The sequence below is a fragment of the Pseudomonas sp. GL-B-12 genome (genome assembly GCF_019955895.1).
Taxonomy (GTDB): Bacteria; Pseudomonadota; Gammaproteobacteria; order Pseudomonadales; family Pseudomonadaceae; genus Aquipseudomonas.
Window position 1 is genome coordinate 448,469 of record NZ_JAHBCX010000011.1, and the last position, 16,515, is coordinate 464,983.

The following is a 16,515-nucleotide window of genomic DNA, read 5'->3' on the forward strand; positions in this document are numbered from 1 at the left end:
CCTATTCGACTTTCAGATGCGCATAGCTATCAACGAAACGCTTAAATTTGTGTTTGCCACAAGTGTACGCTTCATACTTCGCGGGCAGAGCCTCACTCACGCAGGTTGGCACAGGCTCAACAACCGCATCGAAATCCAAATCAATAAAGAAAGGTATTGAATAGCGCTCTAGACCGCTAGTATTTATGACACGATGCATTGTCGAGGTGTAGCGATCGTTGGTGAGGGTTTGAACTAGATCACCAATGTTGACGATAAAAGTGCCTTCAACTGGTGGGGCTGTAACCCACTCCCCTGCACGGTTCTTGACTTGTAAACCGCCAACTGTGTCTTGAGACAGGACTGTCAGGAAGCCGTAATCCGTGTGAGCACCAATACCGATCTCTTCCAGGGAGACCTTTCCTATCTGAGGCGGATAACGCAAAACGCGCTGAATAGTGATGGGCTTGCGTTGGCGTTGTTCAAAATAATTTTGCGGCAAATCCAGACTCAGCGCGATGCCGCCGATGAGCGTTCTCGCGAGCGCCAATACAGCTGAATGATAAGCCTCGGCAACCGTTTCGAATTGCGGCAGTCCGGACGGCATTTGATTAGGACCAAAAAACGGAGAAACTTCATCGTAATGGGCGCCGTAATCAAAACACTCTTTGAAGTCGCGCGTATTAGCAGGATCTACGTTTTCCGCATACATCGGGATGTAACCACGTAGCGTAAGCCCGGAGTTCACGATGTTAAGTGTGTTCTTCTCTTCGGATGGAAGCTTGAAAAAAAGTTTGGTGACCCTGTACATCTCATCTATCAGTTGCTGCGAAACGCCATGGTTTTTTATATAAAAAAAACCCACCTTTTCGCACGCTTCGCCTATCTGGCTTGCCACCCGCAGCGGATTTTCGCCGTTTATGAGTGGCGAAATATCTATGACCGGGATTTCAGTGAAGGCAGTTTGTTTGCTGGCCAAACGAATATCAAATAACTCAGTCACGCTTCTCTCCTTTCTAAATGGATGACAGACGCGGACGAGCCACATTCGTCCTTGTTTGGGCGGATGTTAATCCTGGTTTTTTTGGCACGCAAGCAAAATGTACACCTGTGTCACTAATAGTTGACACAGGTGTACATTTATCCTAATTTTAAGTCACCGAGCCTGATGAAGCCCACTTTGGAGCGCACCACGATGTCCAGCGATCCCTTGCTGCAACCCTATAAAATCAAGAATCTGACCCTCAGAAACCGGATCATGACCACCTCCCATGAACCGGCCTACCCTGTGGACGGCATGCCCAAGGATCTCTATCGCGCCTACCACGTGGAGCGCGCCAAAGCCGGTGTCGCCCTGACCATGACCGCCGGTTCCGCTGCCGTATCCCGAGACAGCCCGCCGGTGTTCAACAATGTGCTCGCCTACAAGGACGAAGTAGTTGGATGGTTGAAGGACCTGACCGATGAATGCCACGAACATGGCGCGGCAGTGATGATCCAGTTGACCCACCTGGGCCGCCGTACCCGCTGGGACAAGGCCGATTGGTTACCGGTGGTGTCGCCGTCACACCGCCGCGAGGCGTCGCACCGCTCCTTCCCGAAGAAAATGGAGGAATGGGACATTGAGCGGATCATCAAGGACTATGTAGACGCCGCGGAGCGCATGAAGGCGGCAGGTCTCGATGGTCTGGAGCTTCAGGCCTACGGGCATTTGATGGATCAATTCTGGTCGCCGTTGACCAATGACCTCGACGGCCCTTACGGTGGCTCGCTGGAAAACCGCATGCGCTTTACCTTCGACATCCTGCGTGGCATCCGCCAGCGGGTAGGTGAAGATTTTCTGCTGGGAGTTCGTTACACCGGTGATGAAGAACTGCCCGGCGGCTTCACTGCCAGTGAGGGCATGCAGGTTTCTCACATGCTCAAGGACAGCGGACTGGTCGACTTCCTGAACGTCGTGCGCGGTCACATCGATACGGATGCAGGGCTGACCGATGTCATCCCGATTCAGGGTATGCGCAACTCGCCCCATCTCGACTTCGCTGGCGAGATCCGCTCGTCGACAGGCTTTCCGACCTTCCACGCTGCGAAGATTCCCGATGTCGCCACCGCGCGCTACGCGATCGCCTCGGGCAAAGTGGACATGGTGGGCATGACCCGCGCGCACATGACCGATCCGCACATCGTGCGCAAAATCATCGAGAAGCGCGAAGAAGACATTCGCCCGTGCGTGGGCGCCAACTATTGCCTGGATCGCATCTACCAGGGCGGCGCGGCCTACTGCATCCACAACGCAGCGACGGGGCGGGAAACCACCATGCCTCATGACATTCCCAAAGCCGCCGTCAAGCGCAAGGTGTTGGTGGTCGGTACCGGCCCTGCCGGGCTGGAAGCAGCGCGGGTCGCCGGTGAGCGCGGCCATGACGTGACGGTGCTTGAAGCGGCTGACCAACCCGGTGGGCAAATTCGTCTGACTGCGCTGAGCGAGCGTCGTCGCGAGATGATCAGCATCATTGATTGGCGAATGGCGCAATGCGAACGGCTGGGGGTGAAGTTTCACTTCAATACCTGGGCCGAAGCCGACACTGTGCAAGCCTTCGAGCCAGACGTGGTTATCGTTGCGACCGGCGGCCTGCCGGATACCGAGGTGCTCAGCAAAGGCAACGAACTCGTGGTTTCAACCTGGGACATCATTTCCGGCGACATCAAGCCCGGTCGCAACGTACTGATCTTCGACGATGCGGGGGATCATGCTGCCCTGCAGGCTGCCGAGGTCATCGCGCAAAGCGGTGCGAGAGTCGAAATCGTCACCCCTGATCGCTCGTTTGCACCTGAAGTCATGGCCATGAACCTGGTGCCCTACATGCGCAGCCTGCAGGATCTGGACGTCACCTTCACCGTGACCTACCGGGTCGATACAGTGGAAAAACATGATGGCGGGCTCGTTGCAACCTTTGGCAGCGATTACGGACAGGTTCACAAGCAGCGCGTGGTCGATCAGGTGGTCGTCAACCACGGCACCCTTCCGCTGGACGACTTGTACTTCGACCTGCGTCCTCTCTCCACCAATGGCGGCGCGGTAGAACAGCATGACCTGATCGCCGGCACGGCTCAGAACATCGTCACCAATCCCGAAGGACGCTTCCAGCTGTTCCGGATCGGCGACGCCGTGTCTGCTCGTAATACCCATGCAGCCATCTACGACGCTTTGCGCCTGGTGAAAGAAATCTGAATCCGAACCTCCATTCTTGTTGGACCGGAGGCTCGCCATGAACAAGAGGGAAACCATGTCAGCAGTGACCATTAAATCGAGGGCGGCAGTCGCTTTCGGCCCAGGACAGCCGTTACAGCTGGTGGACATCGATGTCGCACCGCCCAAGGCTGGTGAAGTAAGGGTACGAATCGTGGCAACCGGTGTCTGCCACACGGATGCTTTTACCCTGTCGGGCGATGATCCCGAGGGGATCTTTCCTGCCGTGCTGGGTCATGAGGGCGGCGGGATCGTCGAGTCGATCGGCGAAGGCGTTACGTCATTGTCGGTCGGCGACCATGTGATTCCGCTGTACACGGCCGAGTGCCGGCAATGCAAATTCTGTCTATCGGGCAAGACCAACCTGTGTCAGGCAGTGAGAGCGACACAGGGCAAGGGCCTGATGCCTGACGGAACATCGCGTTTCTCCTTTCAGGGCCAGCCGGTGTTCCACTACATGGGCTGCTCGACCTTCTCCGAGTACACGGTACTGCCGGAGATCTCCCTGGCCAAAATCCCCAAGGATGCGCCGCTAGAACAGGTGTGCTTGTTGGGTTGTGGCGTGACCACAGGTATTGGTGCCGTACTCAATACCGCCAAGGTCGAGGCTGGGGCAAGCGTTGCGATATTCGGGCTCGGCGGGATCGGGCTGGCGGCCATCATCGGCGCGAAAATGGCCAACGCCGGGCGAGTCATCGCCATTGATATCAACCCGGCCAAGCGGGACGTCGCCCTGTCGCTCGGCGCGACCGACTTCATAAATCCCATGGACTATGACAAGCCCATCCAGGACGTGATTGTCGAGCTCACCGACGGTGGCGTGGACTATTCGTTTGAATGTGTCGGCAACGTCAAATTGATGCGAGCTGCTCTGGAGTGCTGCCACAAGGGCTGGGGTGAATCGATCATCATCGGTGTCGCCGGTGCGGGCCAGGAAATCAGCACCCGCCCTTTCCAGCTGGTGACCGGGCGCGTCTGGCGCGGCAGCGCGTTTGGCGGGGTCAAGGGCCGAACGGAGCTTCCCAGCTACGTCGAGAAAGCGAGCACCGGCGAAATTCCGCTGGAAACCTTCATCACCCATAACCTCGGCCTTGAGGACATCAACAAGGCTTTCGAATTGATGCATGCCGGGCAAAGCATTCGCACCGTCATTCATTTCTGACCAAGGCACTGCCGTGATATCGGCCAGCGCTCACACCCGCATCACAACCCAAAGGAAATGAAAATGTCTGTTTTTACCCATGTCACTGTCGGTACCAATGACCTTGCCAAAGCACGGACCTTCTATGATGGCGTTCTGAAAGAAATTGGTCTCAACCGTGTTGCAGACCTTGATGAGTCCGGCTCCATCTGGGGTGTGGATAAACCGTCGTTCTTCGTGCTCAAACCCGCCAATGGCAATCCTGCCAACGTTGGCAATGGCGTGACTGTCAGCTTCGAAGCGCCAAATCGCGCTGCGGTACATGCATTCCACGAAACCGCACTCGCTGCCGGTGGCATCTGTGAAGGCCAACCGGGTTCGCGTAACTGGGCTGAAAATGCCTATGCCGCTTACGCTCGGGACCTTGATGGCAACAAACTGGCTGTCTATTGCTTCAAGGCCGAATAATCGCAACCGGCTGATGTCTACTGCAGTGAAGACCCTTCAGCAGGCCTTCACTGCATATCTCTTGCCCTGGCTACATTCCCCGCCGCGCAACCTCAGCGCCTGCCTTCACTGCCTGCCCCACAATGGACTCGATGTTTTGATCGGCCATCGACTGCAGCGCTGCTGCCGTCACGCCACGGTAAGCCATCAACGACTCAATCATTTGCTGCGGATCGCGACTCGCAAGCATCTGGCCGCCCCCCACTACTACGCCTTGTGCAGCGCGCTGCGCGATGACGAGAGGAATTCCCGCAGCCACTGCCTGATTAGTCAGTGCCATTTGCAGCATTGCCGGGAAGGCCGGCCCAGTCCCGGACAACGCGCTGAGGTAATCAATACAGTCTTCATCAGGCACTTCGTCCGCCGAACCTACGCACTCGAACAGTCGCTGTACCCACTGGCGGTCGCGCTCTAGAAAGTTTCCGGCACTGTACCAGGGCGTGAACGACTGCCTGATTTCCACGGCCGCATTCGGCATGGCCCGCACCACTACATCCGCACCGGTGGCCGCGCTGATGGCTGCCGCCGGAACTCCGGCCATCAGGGAAATCACCAGTTTGCCGCGGGCGTTGATCTGCAGTTCGCGAAACTGCTCCGGCCGGATGGACAGCACGACAATATCGCTGAGGTCCACCAACTGCTGGTTGTCGGCCAGCAGTCTCACGCCTGGCCCGAAGGTACTGACGCCGGAGCGGTTCGAGATCAACAAATGGTCAGGCCCGATGAGCCCGCTATCGAGCACCGCCTCAGCGATTGCGCGCCCGAGCCAGCCGGTGCCTCCGATGATGCCCAGAGTTCTATTCTCCATCGGCAGGGGAATCCTCGAATGTTTCGACCAAGGGAACGAAAACGCCAGGTTCTTTTTCCGCGTAGCCAAACTTTCCATAAAAGCGGTCCAGCTCGCGCCGCTTCGGTACTTTGCCGGTGAACACGCTCACGTACTGAGGAATCCGTCGAAATCGTACGACGATATCTTCATTGGTTTTCATGGAGATGTAGCCGATCTGCGTGAGGTAGATCGTCCTGGCCCGAACATCGGCCCCCTCGCCGTCGTAGCCAAACCGTCGGAACATCGCGGCCAAGGCATTCATCCGTGCCTCATCGGCCAGAGCGATTTCAGCAGTGACCTCGTCCGATTGCAGCGCCCAACTGCGCACGGCAAATTCGAATTGTGAGTCGAACAGCTCAGGGTTCACCCAACACTCGAAGACGTTGAGAATCGCTTCGGAAATACTTTCTGCGTAACTCTCGCATTGGCTGACCATACCGCCGGTGTTCTTGTCCCGCCATCGAGCCAGGAGTGCCGCGAGCAGCTGTTCGCGATCTTCATAGAACCAGTAAAAGCTGGTACGAGACAAATTCAAGCGTTTGGCCAGCGGCATCACCCGCACAGCATCCACACCCGACTCTTTAAGAGCATCGTAAGCGGCGTCCAGCCAGCCATCGACGGAGCCTCGCCAGCCTGCGTCCTGCGCTTTGGTTTTCGCCCTTCCTGTCTGTGACATTCGGGTTGCACCTTTATTTGAAAATTCTTCTCCACTGTACACCCCGGAATCCTTGGCGTACACGGCATGTACATAGGCGTACATTTTCGAGACGCTCGATCGCTAAATCAAGTGAACACACCATCAATGAACCCGAATCAATTGACTGGTCGAAAAAGTGCGGATTCCACACAAAAAAACGCGACGCACGAAGTACATCATGCGCCACGCCGCTGGAGTTCAACTCAGCGATAGATCGCTACGGGCTCACCGACGACGTCCCGATTGATCGTGAGGCCCAATCCCGGGGCCTGCGGGGCACGGATACGGCCATCCACCACGGGAATGTCGACGTGCGCCGTGATTGGTGGATACATATCGCGCGTATCAAGCACGCAGCGTAGATTTCGGTGTGGGATAGATTGCCCGAGGTGAGTCAGCGCAGCGAACGCTACCTGTGAGCCAGCGGTCTCCTGGACGCTCATCGTCAAGCCGGAGGTCATGCACATGTCGCGCAGACGCCGGGCTCTGGTCAGGCCGCCATGTTTGGAAACTTTCAAGCCAATACCATCTGCAGCCTTCTCGCTGATCAGTTGCATCACCGAAGCTTCATCCGTCGCCAGTTCGTCCATGATCAGCGGCACATTGGTACGCTGGCGCAGGGACATGTGCTCAGCCCAGGTAGCGCATGGCGCCTCAAGCACGAAGTCCAGCCCGGATGGCAGCAGTTTCAGCATGCGCAATGCATGCTCTACTGTCAGGCCACCGTTGCAATCAACGATGAAGTATTCCTCGGGGCGGGCATCTGCAAGGGATGCCTCAATGCGCGCGGCATCCAGCGCGGGCCCACCCTCCTCCGGTGTCGCGCCGACCTTCACCGAATGCCCCAGGTATCCTTGCTTTCGAGTCTGAGCAACTCGACGACGCATGTCATCGGGGTCGCCGGCATAGGTCGAGTCGATGATCGGCATGGACAGTCCTGTACTGCCCCCCAGCAGTTCACACACCGGCATCCCGACCGCTTTGCCCAGGATGTCCCAGCAAGCCACATCAATCGCAGCTTTCGCATGAAGGTGGCCCATCAAGGTACTGTCCATGAGATCGTTGATTCGATCAACCTGCCGGGGATCCCGGCCGATAAGCAGGTCCGCCATTTCGGCGATACCCGCTCTCACACCCAGAGCGTGCGCTGCAATATAGTTCGGGCCAAAAGGCGTCGACTCGCCCCAGCCTTCAAGGCCAGTGTCTGTGCGAATACACACTATCGTGGAGTCAAAACTTGTGTAAGTACGGCCGCCTGACAGCTTATAAACGCCGCCAGCATAGGGCAGATCGACTTGATAAACTTCAATTTCAATGATCTTCACAAACACTCTCCTGTGGTGGCACTAATACCAGTTTTCCCGCATAACGTTTTTCTATGAAGTCACTCTGTGCCTTGGCAATGTCGGACAGTGGATAACTGTTGCTGACAAAGGGACGGATACGACCGTGTTGAATATGACCGACCAACTCATCGAAAACTGCATCCTCCTGGAAAGTGCAGCCATGAAATGTGAGGTCTTTCAAGTAAAGCGTTCGCAGATCCAGCTCAACGATTGGGCCAGCGATAGCACCTGAAACAGCGTAACGACCACCCCGCTTGAGCACTTGCAACAGCGCGGGCCAATCTTTCCCACCCACCAAGTCCAGCACGACGCTAACGCTGTTTTCACCAAGCGCCTCAACCAGGTTTGCGTCTCTATGAATGATGCGATCGGCGCCCAGAGACAGAATTTGATCCGCCTTGCTTGAACTGGTAATTGCAACTACCTCAGCGCCGCGGCATTTCGCTAACTGAACCGCAGCCGATCCCACACCGCCGCTTGCACCGGTGATCAGTACTTTGTCAGCACCATTGACGGCTGCACGCTGGAGTAAAAGTTCGGCGGTTGAATAGGCACATGGAATCGAAGCTAATTCGATATCGCTCCAATCACTGTTCACGGGCCAGGTGTCCGCTGCCGGTGCAACTGTAAATTGAGCAAAAGCACCATTGCAGTCTGAGCCGTAAGTCCAGCACTCGAACGGCCGATTCTCAACAGGCGCTCGCAGCATGTTGCGTACCAGTACCCGCTGTCCGATTCGAGCATCGTCCACCCCTTTGCCAACCGCAACAATGCGCCCGCAGCAATCGGCCCCTTGGATCAGCGGAAATTTAAGCGGAACACCAGACCAGGATGCGTCCTCAGTGTCGATCTGAGCGAATCCGGAAGCGCCACCCGAATTTGTATCGCCAGTTATTTGTTTGGAGTACCAACCAATACGCGTGTTGATGTCGGTGTTATTGACGCCGGCAGCGCCAACTTTTATCAAGACTTCGCCGACACCAGGGCTAGGCACTGGCACATCGGTTCGATACTCCAGTTGCTCCGTACCCCCATGCCCCTTCAGAAGCACAGCGTGCATGGTCTTGGGTAAAGTAAACGTCATTCGGCTCTCCTAGTCGTTTGAGGGGGGGATGCAACCTGTCTTCAGTTTTTTATTAGTCGGCGGATTTGCCAAGAGGATGTTTGCTTTGCGCGCAAACAAATAGACTTTACTGGCAGTTATTTATTTTTATTCATTAGGCGCTCAAACCCTTTGCATTCAAAGACCTAGAGATTGCCAGCAAAAAACAGTGAGGCTTGTAAACTGCGAGCTTGTAGCGATCTGCTTATAGAAAACCTTAGCAGCTGATATCCCCCACCCATAATGATATTTTAGATAGATAAATGATGACTTCACGTTATGAGCGGCTGACGGTTTTCAACCGGTCTGGCGCGATTGCAAATGCTCGAGTCAGAAACTTTGGATAACGTCAGGTTATCTTTGGCCCCGTAAAAAAGTTATTGGACGCGGCGATCCATTGAAATTAAATAATGGCTGCGCCAAAAAACTACCAAGTAGGTTGCCATATGAAATTCAATAATAAAGTGGTGGTCATTACCGGCGCTGCCGGCGGTGTCGGACAGGCGTTAGCGTTATTGTTCGCCCGAGAAGGCGCAAAGCTTGTTTTATCTGATCTTGACGAAGCCGGTTGCAAATCAATCTCAGCCAAAGTTCGTGACTTGGGTGCCGAAGTGCACTACATGGCAGGCGATTTACGCCGAAAAGAATATTGTGAAGCGATTGTCCAAACTGCAGTCGATATTTTTTCGGGGATCGATATCGTGTTGAACAATGCGGGCATCATTCCCCGCGGCACGATTGAGGAAACCACTGACGATATGTGGTTTGACGCCATGGGCGTAAACCTGAATGCAGTGTTCTTCATCTGCCGTGCCGCGATACCGCACATGAAAAATCGCCCGGGCGCCGCAATCGTCAACACATCATCTGTCTGGGGAATTTATCCAGGCCCCGCCCACGTGGCGTATTGCACAAGCAAAGGGGCTGTCGCGGCTTTAACCAAAAATCTGGGCCGCGATTGCGCCCCTTTGGGCATCCGTGTCAACGCCGTGTGCCCGCACGAAATCAATACCCCGATGATACGCAGCGGCTTTGAACGTCGCGGCCTGGATCCGGACAAAGCCGTGCAAGAGCTAAACAAGAGCGTGCCATTAGGCCGCATCGCCGAGCCTGAAGACATTGCGGATGTCATCGCATTTCTGGCGTCCGACGAGGCCAGGTACATCGCCGGCGAAACGGTAGAAGTCACAGGCGCCAAGCCGGTGTCCGGCTAAGGAGAGGTAGCGATGCTCAACGGTAAAAATGTAGTGGTGACCGGGGGCGGCAGAGGGATTGGCCGAGGCATTACCGAACAATTGCTTGAGGCGGGAGCTTGCGTGTTGATCGCTCAGCGCCAGGCACTGGACGACGACTTGCGAGATCACCCTCAGGTCTATTTCGTCGAGGCTGATCTCGCCTCGATGGAGTCGCCCAATTTGATTGCACAATTCGCCCAGGAGCAGCTTGGCGGAATCGATGTATTGGTTAACAACGCCGGGTTCATGTTCGAGAAATCCATTGATGATATGACCGAACAGGACTGGGATCGCATGATGGCAGTCAATCTGCGGGCGCCAGCGTTCTTGTGCAAGGCGTTGGTGCCCCAGATGCGTCTGCGAGGCGGTGGCAGCATCATCAACATCGGGTCGATCGAAGGGATAGGCGCCAACCCTGAACATGCCGCGTACTGTGCCTCCAAGGCCGGTATCCATGGGCTGACCCGAGCCTTGGCAGTCGATCTCGGCCGGGACGGCATCCGCTGCAATGCCATTGCGCCAGGGTGGATCAATTCCGAGTTGAGTGATGCGTACCTCGCCGCTCAAGCTGATCCGCGTGCGGCGCGCCAGGCACTCCTGCGCCTTCACCCGGTCGGACGTACCGGATTGCCGGCGGATGTTGGCGGGACAGTCGTTTTCCTGGCCTCGGAGTCATCGGCCTTCATCACCGGGCAGGTGCTGGTGGTGGATGGGGGGCGCACGGCGAAACTGCCACTGCCGTTTTGATCGAATCAGCCCGACTTGCGACGGAGGGAGTCACTTACCCTCCTCCGTTGCAGGTTGCGCGGAGCCAGACTCTGGTTCGCTGCAAAATTTTGCGGCGGGCAACGCATTGATTACTTGGGTGCTTTGTTCTCTATCAGGCAATTGCCACCATCGATCACCAGCAACTCACCGGTAATGTAACTGGACTCAGGTGAGGCCAGGAACGTAACGGCAGCAGCAACTTCTTCCGGGCGACCAGCCCTGCCAACCGGAACATACTTCGCTGCATTCTCTTCCTCTGGAGTGCTTGACCCTGTGGCGATCCAGCCAGGCGCGACCGAGTTCACAGTGATTCCATAGCGCGCGACCTCAAGGGCCAGGCTCATGTTCATACCTACCATCCCAGCTTTGGCCGCAGCATAAGCAGCCTCTCCTGGATTACCTGCCCGAGTGCCAGTCGTGGAGCTGACATTGACGATACGGCCGTAGTGTCTGTTGCGCATCCCCGGCAAAATTCCACGGGTCAACAGGAAGGCGGTTGTCAGATTTCGAGCAATTGAAAGATTCCAGCTATCGACACTCATGTCCGCCAGATCGGCAAAAGGCTCCGGATGACCTTGGGCGGCCATGCCGGCATTGTTCACAAGAATATCGATTCGCCCCCATACCGATTCGGCCCAAGTGGCAAGTTCAAGGACTTGATCCTCTTCACTCAAGTCCGCCGTACGCCCTTGCGCTTCAAATCCTGCGGCACGTAACTCCTCCACCCGATCATGGATGCGAGCGCTGCTGCCTGTGACAATCAACCTCACGCCCAGGCTGCCCAGACGCTTCGCAATCGCAATACCAATTCCTCGCTCACTACCGGCTCCGCTGACAAGCGCTACCTGACCTGTCCAGTCCGCAATCATCGCGTTTACTCCTATCGTCCGGGGTTAGCCCTGAATCCATGGAAATTGAGGGGAAAGAGATACTCAACAGGGACTAAATGCTCTCGCAGGGTGCTGATACCAGGCGTAGGATCGATACGATAACTGCTAATCACGCGTCGTTGGAAGGTGACTTCCAACCAATCTGCATTCACGCGCAAACGCAAGACATATACCACTGCACTGTAAGGCCGCGCGCCCCTTCGCAGTACAAGGGCCGTGTTCTCACAACAACAAAAGCGAGGTGAAAACATGTCTGGTAATCGTGGTGTCGTGTATCTCGGCGCAGGCAAGGTCGAGGTGCAGACCATCCCCTATCCGAAAATGGAAGACCCGCGCGGCAAGCGCATCGACCATGGCGTAATCCTGCGCGTGGTTTCGACCAATATCTGCGGCTCCGACCAGCATATGGTGCGTGGCCGGACCACGGCCCAGGTCGGGCTGGTGCTTGGCCATGAGATCACCGGTGAGGTGATCGAGAAGGGCCGTGACGTGGAAAACGTGCAGATCGGTGACCTGGTCTCGGTGCCGTTCAACGTCGCCTGCGGCCGTTGTCGCAGTTGCAAGGAACAGCACACCGGCGTCTGCCTGACGGTCAACCCGGCGCGCCCCGGCGGTGCCTATGGCTATGTGGACATGGGCGACTGGGTTGGCGGCCAGGCCGAATACGTGCTGGTGCCGTATGCCGACTTCAACCTGCTGAAGCTGCCCGACCGCGACAAGGCCATGGAGAAAATCCGTGACCTGACCTGCCTCTCCGATATCCTTCCGACCGGCTACCACGGCGCGGTGACCGCCGGTGTCGGCCCTGGCAGCACGGTGTATATCGCCGGTGCCGGTCCGGTCGGACTGGCTGCTGCCGCCTCCGCCCGTCTGCTTGGTGCGGCGGTGGTGATAGTCGGCGACGTGAATCCGCTGCGTCTGGCGCATGCCAAGGCCCAGGGCTTCGAGATCGCCGACCTGACCAAGGACACTCCGTTGCACGAGCAAATCGCCGACCTGCTCGGTGAGCCGGAAGTCGATTGTGCGGTCGATGCGGTCGGCTTCGAAGCCCGTGGCCACGGCCATGACGGCGCGCAGCACGAGGCCCCGGCCGACGTGCTCAACGCGCTGATGGGCGTGGTGCGGGTCGCCGGCAATATCGGGATCCCGGGTCTGTATGTCACCGAAGACCCGGGCGCAGTCAACAAAGCCGCCAAGCATGGCAGCCTGAACATCCGTTTCGGCCTCGGCTGGGCCAAGTCCCACAGCTTCCACACCGGCCAGACCCCGACGATGAAGTACAACCGTCAGCTGATGCAGGCGATCATGTGGGACCGGATCAACATTGCCGAGGTCGTCGGCGTGCAGGTGATCAGCCTGGACGACGCGCCGCGCGGTTACCACGAGTTCGATGCCGGGGTGCCGAAGAAATTTGTCATGGATCCGCACAAGCTGTTTAGCGCCGCCTAAGGAGTAGGTTGGGAAAAGGGCAGCTTTGAGCGGCCCTTTTTTATGGCCGTGCTCATCCAGGAAACATTGATTACTTCATACACTCAGGTACGTTCACGCCTTTGCCTTAATCGCATACAGCCCCCCAATAATCACCAACGTGGCTCCGACAACCACCCAGGTATCCGGGCGCTCGGCAAAAACGATCACACCAATCAAAGTGGCGAACACCAGAAGCGCATAGTTGAAAGGCTGCAGGGTAGAAGCGGTTGCGTATTTCAGTGCTTGAATGAACAGAATCTGAGCGACTACACCCGTCAATGACAGGATCCCCATCAAGAGGCCCTGGACCGGAGTCGGAGAAACCCATGCGGGTAGCCCCGCAAATGTGACTGTCAGGGCACCCACACTTGCCATAAAGAGCATGTTCGTAGCAAAGGAGTCGTGTTGGCTAATCCGGCGCGTCAATACGTTGAACACCGCGAACGCCAAAGCAGCCAGCAGGGGAATCAGCGCCGCGAGTTCGAAAACGCCCGCGCCTGGTCGAAGGATGATCAGTGTCCCGGTGAACCCTATGGCGGCGGCAATCCAGCGCCGCAGACCTATGAACTCCCCAAGCACGGCCCCCGCCAATGCCAGTGCCATCAGCGGAAATACGGCGTAGAGCGCATGCATTTCGGCCAGGCCCAAATATCGTAGCCCTACTGCAAACAGTATGGTTTCACCCACGGCTAACAGCGCTCGAATGATTTGGAGCCCAGGGTGCTTACTGCGAAATGACTCTTTGCCCCTACCTTGGTAGGCGGCATATCCGAGGGCAAAAACGACAAACACCCAATAGCGCATCATGACCAGTTGGGCAACCGGGAAGTCTTTGACAAGCACCTTGGTTAGTCCGTCCTGGCTCGCAAAGATAAGCATTGAAAGCAGGCATAAGAAGATCCCGAGTTGGGGCCTTGCGACCCCAGGACTAGCAGCAACGGTGGGCGCAGCATTTTCTGTTCGGTCGCACTTCAATCGCAACTCGGTCATGCCCTCCTCCTTAAAATTTTTGCGACAGCCCTTTTTTACTTCACCAGCCGTGTTTCTCTCGAAGGCCGGTAACCAAAATACGAGCTGTAGCATTTGCTGAAATGGCTCGGTGAAACAAAGCCGCATGCGACCAGCACATCAACCTGAGACAGCTCTGTGTGCTGAAGTAATCGCCGCGCTTCGGTAATGCGCAATTCCAGGTAATACCGTTGCGGCGTGGTACCCAGTTGTTCTTTGAACAAGCGCTCTATTTGTCGACGGGAACGTCCGGCATATACCGCCAGTTGGTCCATTTGCAACGGTTCTTCCAGGTTGGCGTCCATCAGTTTGACCACCTCCTTGAGGGGGGCGCTCAACGAGATGTTCTGTGTCGGTTTGATACGCCGATACCGCGACTCTTCGAAAGACAGAATGTCTTCGATGCCCTCGACAAGCGCCTTGCCATGCAGCCCTTTGATCCACTCGAGAGCCATATGAAAAGCACCCGCCGGACTCGAAGCCGTGAGCCGGTCTCGATCCATGACAAATGCTTCACTGGTGACATGCGTGACTTTTGAAATTTCTGCGAGCGCAGGTCGGTGTTCGGGATGAATCGCACAACGATACCCCTCAAGCAAACCTGATACGCCCAAAAACCACGCCCCATTCCACAGCCCTGCCAGGGTGATACCAAGTTCTGATGCCGTTTTAAGGATGCTGATCAGCTCGTGATTGACTTTGAGTTCGGTGCGATAGCCGCCGCATATGACCAGCAAATTAAGGTCTTTGAGTGCTGCCACGTCCAAACGCGCATCCGGTCGAATGACCAGGCCAAGGTCGCTGGTAACCTCTCCGTCCTGCAACCCGAAGGTACGTGAAGAGAACAACGTAGGACGCAAAAGGTTGGCAGTGACAATCGTATCGAGCGCTTGCGTAAATGCAGGCAACGAGAAGTGCTCGAGCAGTAAAAATCCTGCCCGAGCATGAGCCGTCGGCTCACTACGAGTCTCTTCCAGATAGCGCAGGTTTTTACCTTTCATACACCCGCTGAAATCTCGTCGTTCTCTCACTTTACGCCTCGCTTCTTTACACTGACGAATGCAGCCTTTGTGCAAACCACGGTTGAATCTGCACTTGCGAAGAATCAACCGCTGGCGCCGTGACCGTACTGTTTATGCGAGCTGGAACCCGTGGGCAAGAGGGTCTTTGTCATCGACGAAAATAGTGTTGTGACCTATCACCTCAGCCCAGCCGCTGACACTTGGATTCATGCCGTCGAAGGTTCCGACCTTTACCGACGCCTCCACTTTTCCTTCGTAGATTGTACCGATCAGACTTTCGAGTCGATAAACGTCGCCGACGTTCAGCCGACCTTTTCCGAAGAGCTGAGCCATCCGGGCCGAGGTACCGGTACCGCCGGGAGAACGATCAATAGCTTTATCACCGTAGAACACTGCACAGCGGCCATGCACGGTTCTGCTCTGTGGTTTGTCACACCAGATGACGTGATGAACACCACTGATTCTGCTGTTCTCTGGATGCACAGGGTCACAAATGGCCGAGAGCGCTGCGCGCAGCTTCTGGCTCATCCCCACGATGTCAGCCGTCGTCTGCCCTTCGAATCCAGTCCAGCACTCCTGTGGTTCGACCACCGCATAGAAATTCCCGCCGTAGGCGATGTCCACCGTAAACGTACCAATTCCAGGTACTTGCACCACCACATCGGCGCTGTGCAGGTAGCTGGCTACGTTGAACAAGCGAATCGACTCAACAAACTCGCCGCCCATTGTGTATTCGACATTGACCCGTCCCGCCGGTGTTTCAATCGCCAGTTTTCCCGGCTCACGAGGTGTCACCAAGCCCTCTTCAATGACCACGGTCGATAATCCGATGGTGCCCGCTCCACACATCGGCAGGCAGCCACTGACTTCGATAAACAGCGCACCGAAGTCGCAGTCATCACGTACCGATGGATAAACAATGACGCCAGACATGATGTCGTGCCCCCGAGGCTCGAACATCAATGCGGTGCGTACCCAGTCGTGGTCACGCACGAAAATATCGCGACGCTCCGCCATCGATACGGAGGGCATCAGCGGTGCTCCGCCCGCTACAACCCGAACCGGGTTGCCGCACGCGTGCGAATCAATGCAAAAAAAGCTGCGTCTCATACTGATGCCCTTTCAAAGGAGTTTGCTGGGGGAGTGACGCTGTAACGCGCCCCGTGACAGTCGATCCAACAGCAGCGCAATAGCGACAATGGCCAGGCCCGCTCGAAGGCCTAATCCCATCTCCATCCTGGAGAGGCCACGGGTAACTTCAGCCCCCAGAC

15 protein-coding genes and 1 pseudogene are annotated in these 16,515 nt (G+C 56.4%); 6 read left to right on the forward strand and 10 right to left on the reverse strand.

The genetic code is table 11. From position 1 onward, the window contains the following. Position 1 precedes the first annotated feature (1 nt). The gene (locus KGA85_RS08170) at positions 2-982 is read right to left on the reverse strand and encodes an isopenicillin N synthase family dioxygenase (RefSeq protein WP_223532468.1); all 981 of its coding nucleotides are present in this window, start codon (positions 980-982) and stop codon (positions 2-4) included. A 192-nt stretch (positions 983-1,174) separates the two neighbouring features. Between KGA85_RS08170 and KGA85_RS08175 the strand changes: the two genes are divergently transcribed. The 3 genes from KGA85_RS08175 to KGA85_RS08185 all read left to right on the forward strand — a co-directional run bounded on the left by KGA85_RS08175 (position 1,175) and on the right by KGA85_RS08185 (position 4,838). Next, the gene (locus KGA85_RS08175; RefSeq protein ID WP_223453905.1) at positions 1,175-3,211 is read left to right on the forward strand and encodes an NADH:flavin oxidoreductase; all 2,037 of its coding nucleotides are present in this window, start codon (positions 1,175-1,177) and stop codon (positions 3,209-3,211) included. A gap of 55 nt (positions 3,212-3,266) precedes the next feature. Then, complete coding sequence (locus KGA85_RS08180; protein ID WP_223543044.1) at positions 3,267-4,391, forward strand: S-(hydroxymethyl)glutathione dehydrogenase/class III alcohol dehydrogenase; 1,125 nt, start codon at positions 3,267-3,269, stop codon at positions 4,389-4,391. A gap of 63 nt (positions 4,392-4,454) precedes the next feature. Then, complete coding sequence (locus KGA85_RS08185) at positions 4,455-4,838, forward strand: VOC family protein (protein WP_046046576.1); 384 nt, start codon at positions 4,455-4,457, stop codon at positions 4,836-4,838. Between the two features lie 70 nt (positions 4,839-4,908). Here KGA85_RS08185 and KGA85_RS08190 read toward each other — a convergent pair whose 3' ends face one another. The 4 genes from KGA85_RS08190 to KGA85_RS08205 form a co-directional block, all read right to left on the reverse strand. Beyond that, on the reverse strand, positions 4,909-5,685 hold the full coding sequence (locus tag KGA85_RS08190) for a pyrroline-5-carboxylate reductase family protein (protein ID WP_223543048.1): 777 nt from the start codon (positions 5,683-5,685) through the stop codon (positions 4,909-4,911). Further along, positions 5,675-6,382, reverse strand: a complete 708-nt coding sequence (locus KGA85_RS08195; protein WP_223543049.1) for a TetR/AcrR family transcriptional regulator — start codon at positions 6,380-6,382, stop codon at positions 5,675-5,677. Before KGA85_RS08195 ends, KGA85_RS08190 begins: the two co-directional genes overlap by 11 nt. 224 nt (positions 6,383-6,606) lie before the next feature. Further along, positions 6,607-7,728, reverse strand: coding sequence for a mandelate racemase/muconate lactonizing enzyme family protein (locus KGA85_RS08200; protein WP_223543045.1), 1,122 nt, complete (start codon positions 7,726-7,728; stop codon positions 6,607-6,609). Continuing rightward, a complete protein-coding gene (locus KGA85_RS08205; RefSeq protein ID WP_223532470.1) occupies positions 7,715-8,833 on the reverse strand; it encodes an alcohol dehydrogenase family protein in 1,119 nt (372 codons plus the stop codon). Before KGA85_RS08205 ends, KGA85_RS08200 begins: the two co-directional genes overlap by 14 nt. Before the next feature lie 428 nt (positions 8,834-9,261). Here KGA85_RS08205 and KGA85_RS08210 point away from each other — a divergent pair, with 428 nt between their 5' ends. Next, positions 9,262-10,065: an SDR family NAD(P)-dependent oxidoreductase gene (locus KGA85_RS08210; RefSeq protein WP_223543046.1), complete on the forward strand. Its 804-nt coding sequence runs from the start codon at positions 9,262-9,264 to the stop codon at positions 10,063-10,065. A 12-nt stretch (positions 10,066-10,077) separates the two neighbouring features. Further along, a complete protein-coding gene (locus tag KGA85_RS08215) occupies positions 10,078-10,833 on the forward strand; it encodes an SDR family NAD(P)-dependent oxidoreductase (RefSeq protein WP_223453721.1) in 756 nt (251 codons plus the stop codon). Between the two features lie 110 nt (positions 10,834-10,943). On the opposite strand, the gene KGA85_RS08220 is transcribed toward KGA85_RS08215, so the two are convergent. Then, complete coding sequence (locus KGA85_RS08220; RefSeq protein WP_223532477.1) at positions 10,944-11,723, reverse strand: SDR family NAD(P)-dependent oxidoreductase; 780 nt, start codon at positions 11,721-11,723, stop codon at positions 10,944-10,946. 270 nt (positions 11,724-11,993) lie between these two features. On the opposite strand from KGA85_RS08220, the gene fdhA reads away from it, so the two are divergent. Continuing rightward, positions 11,994-13,193, forward strand: coding sequence for a formaldehyde dehydrogenase, glutathione-independent (gene fdhA, locus KGA85_RS08225; protein ID WP_134099950.1), 1,200 nt, complete (start codon positions 11,994-11,996; stop codon positions 13,191-13,193). Between the two features lie 93 nt (positions 13,194-13,286). On the opposite strand, the gene KGA85_RS08230 is transcribed toward fdhA, so the two are convergent. From KGA85_RS08230 to KGA85_RS08245, 4 genes and pseudogenes are all read right to left on the reverse strand, one after another. Next, positions 13,287-14,204 carry a DMT family transporter gene (locus KGA85_RS08230; RefSeq protein ID WP_223532479.1) on the reverse strand — a complete coding sequence of 306 codons (918 nt, stop codon included), beginning with the start codon at positions 14,202-14,204 and terminating at the stop codon, positions 13,287-13,289. A 35-nt stretch (positions 14,205-14,239) separates the two neighbouring features. After that, the gene (locus tag KGA85_RS08235) at positions 14,240-15,253 is read right to left on the reverse strand and encodes a GlxA family transcriptional regulator (RefSeq protein WP_223532481.1); all 1,014 of its coding nucleotides are present in this window, start codon (positions 15,251-15,253) and stop codon (positions 14,240-14,242) included. Between the two features lie 102 nt (positions 15,254-15,355). Beyond that, positions 15,356-16,354, reverse strand: coding sequence for a 4-hydroxyproline epimerase (locus tag KGA85_RS08240; RefSeq protein ID WP_223543047.1), 999 nt, complete (start codon positions 16,352-16,354; stop codon positions 15,356-15,358). 12 nt (positions 16,355-16,366) lie between these two features. Then, a pseudogene (locus KGA85_RS08245) lies at positions 16,367-16,515 on the reverse strand (proline/glycine betaine ABC transporter permease); the annotation flags it as partial.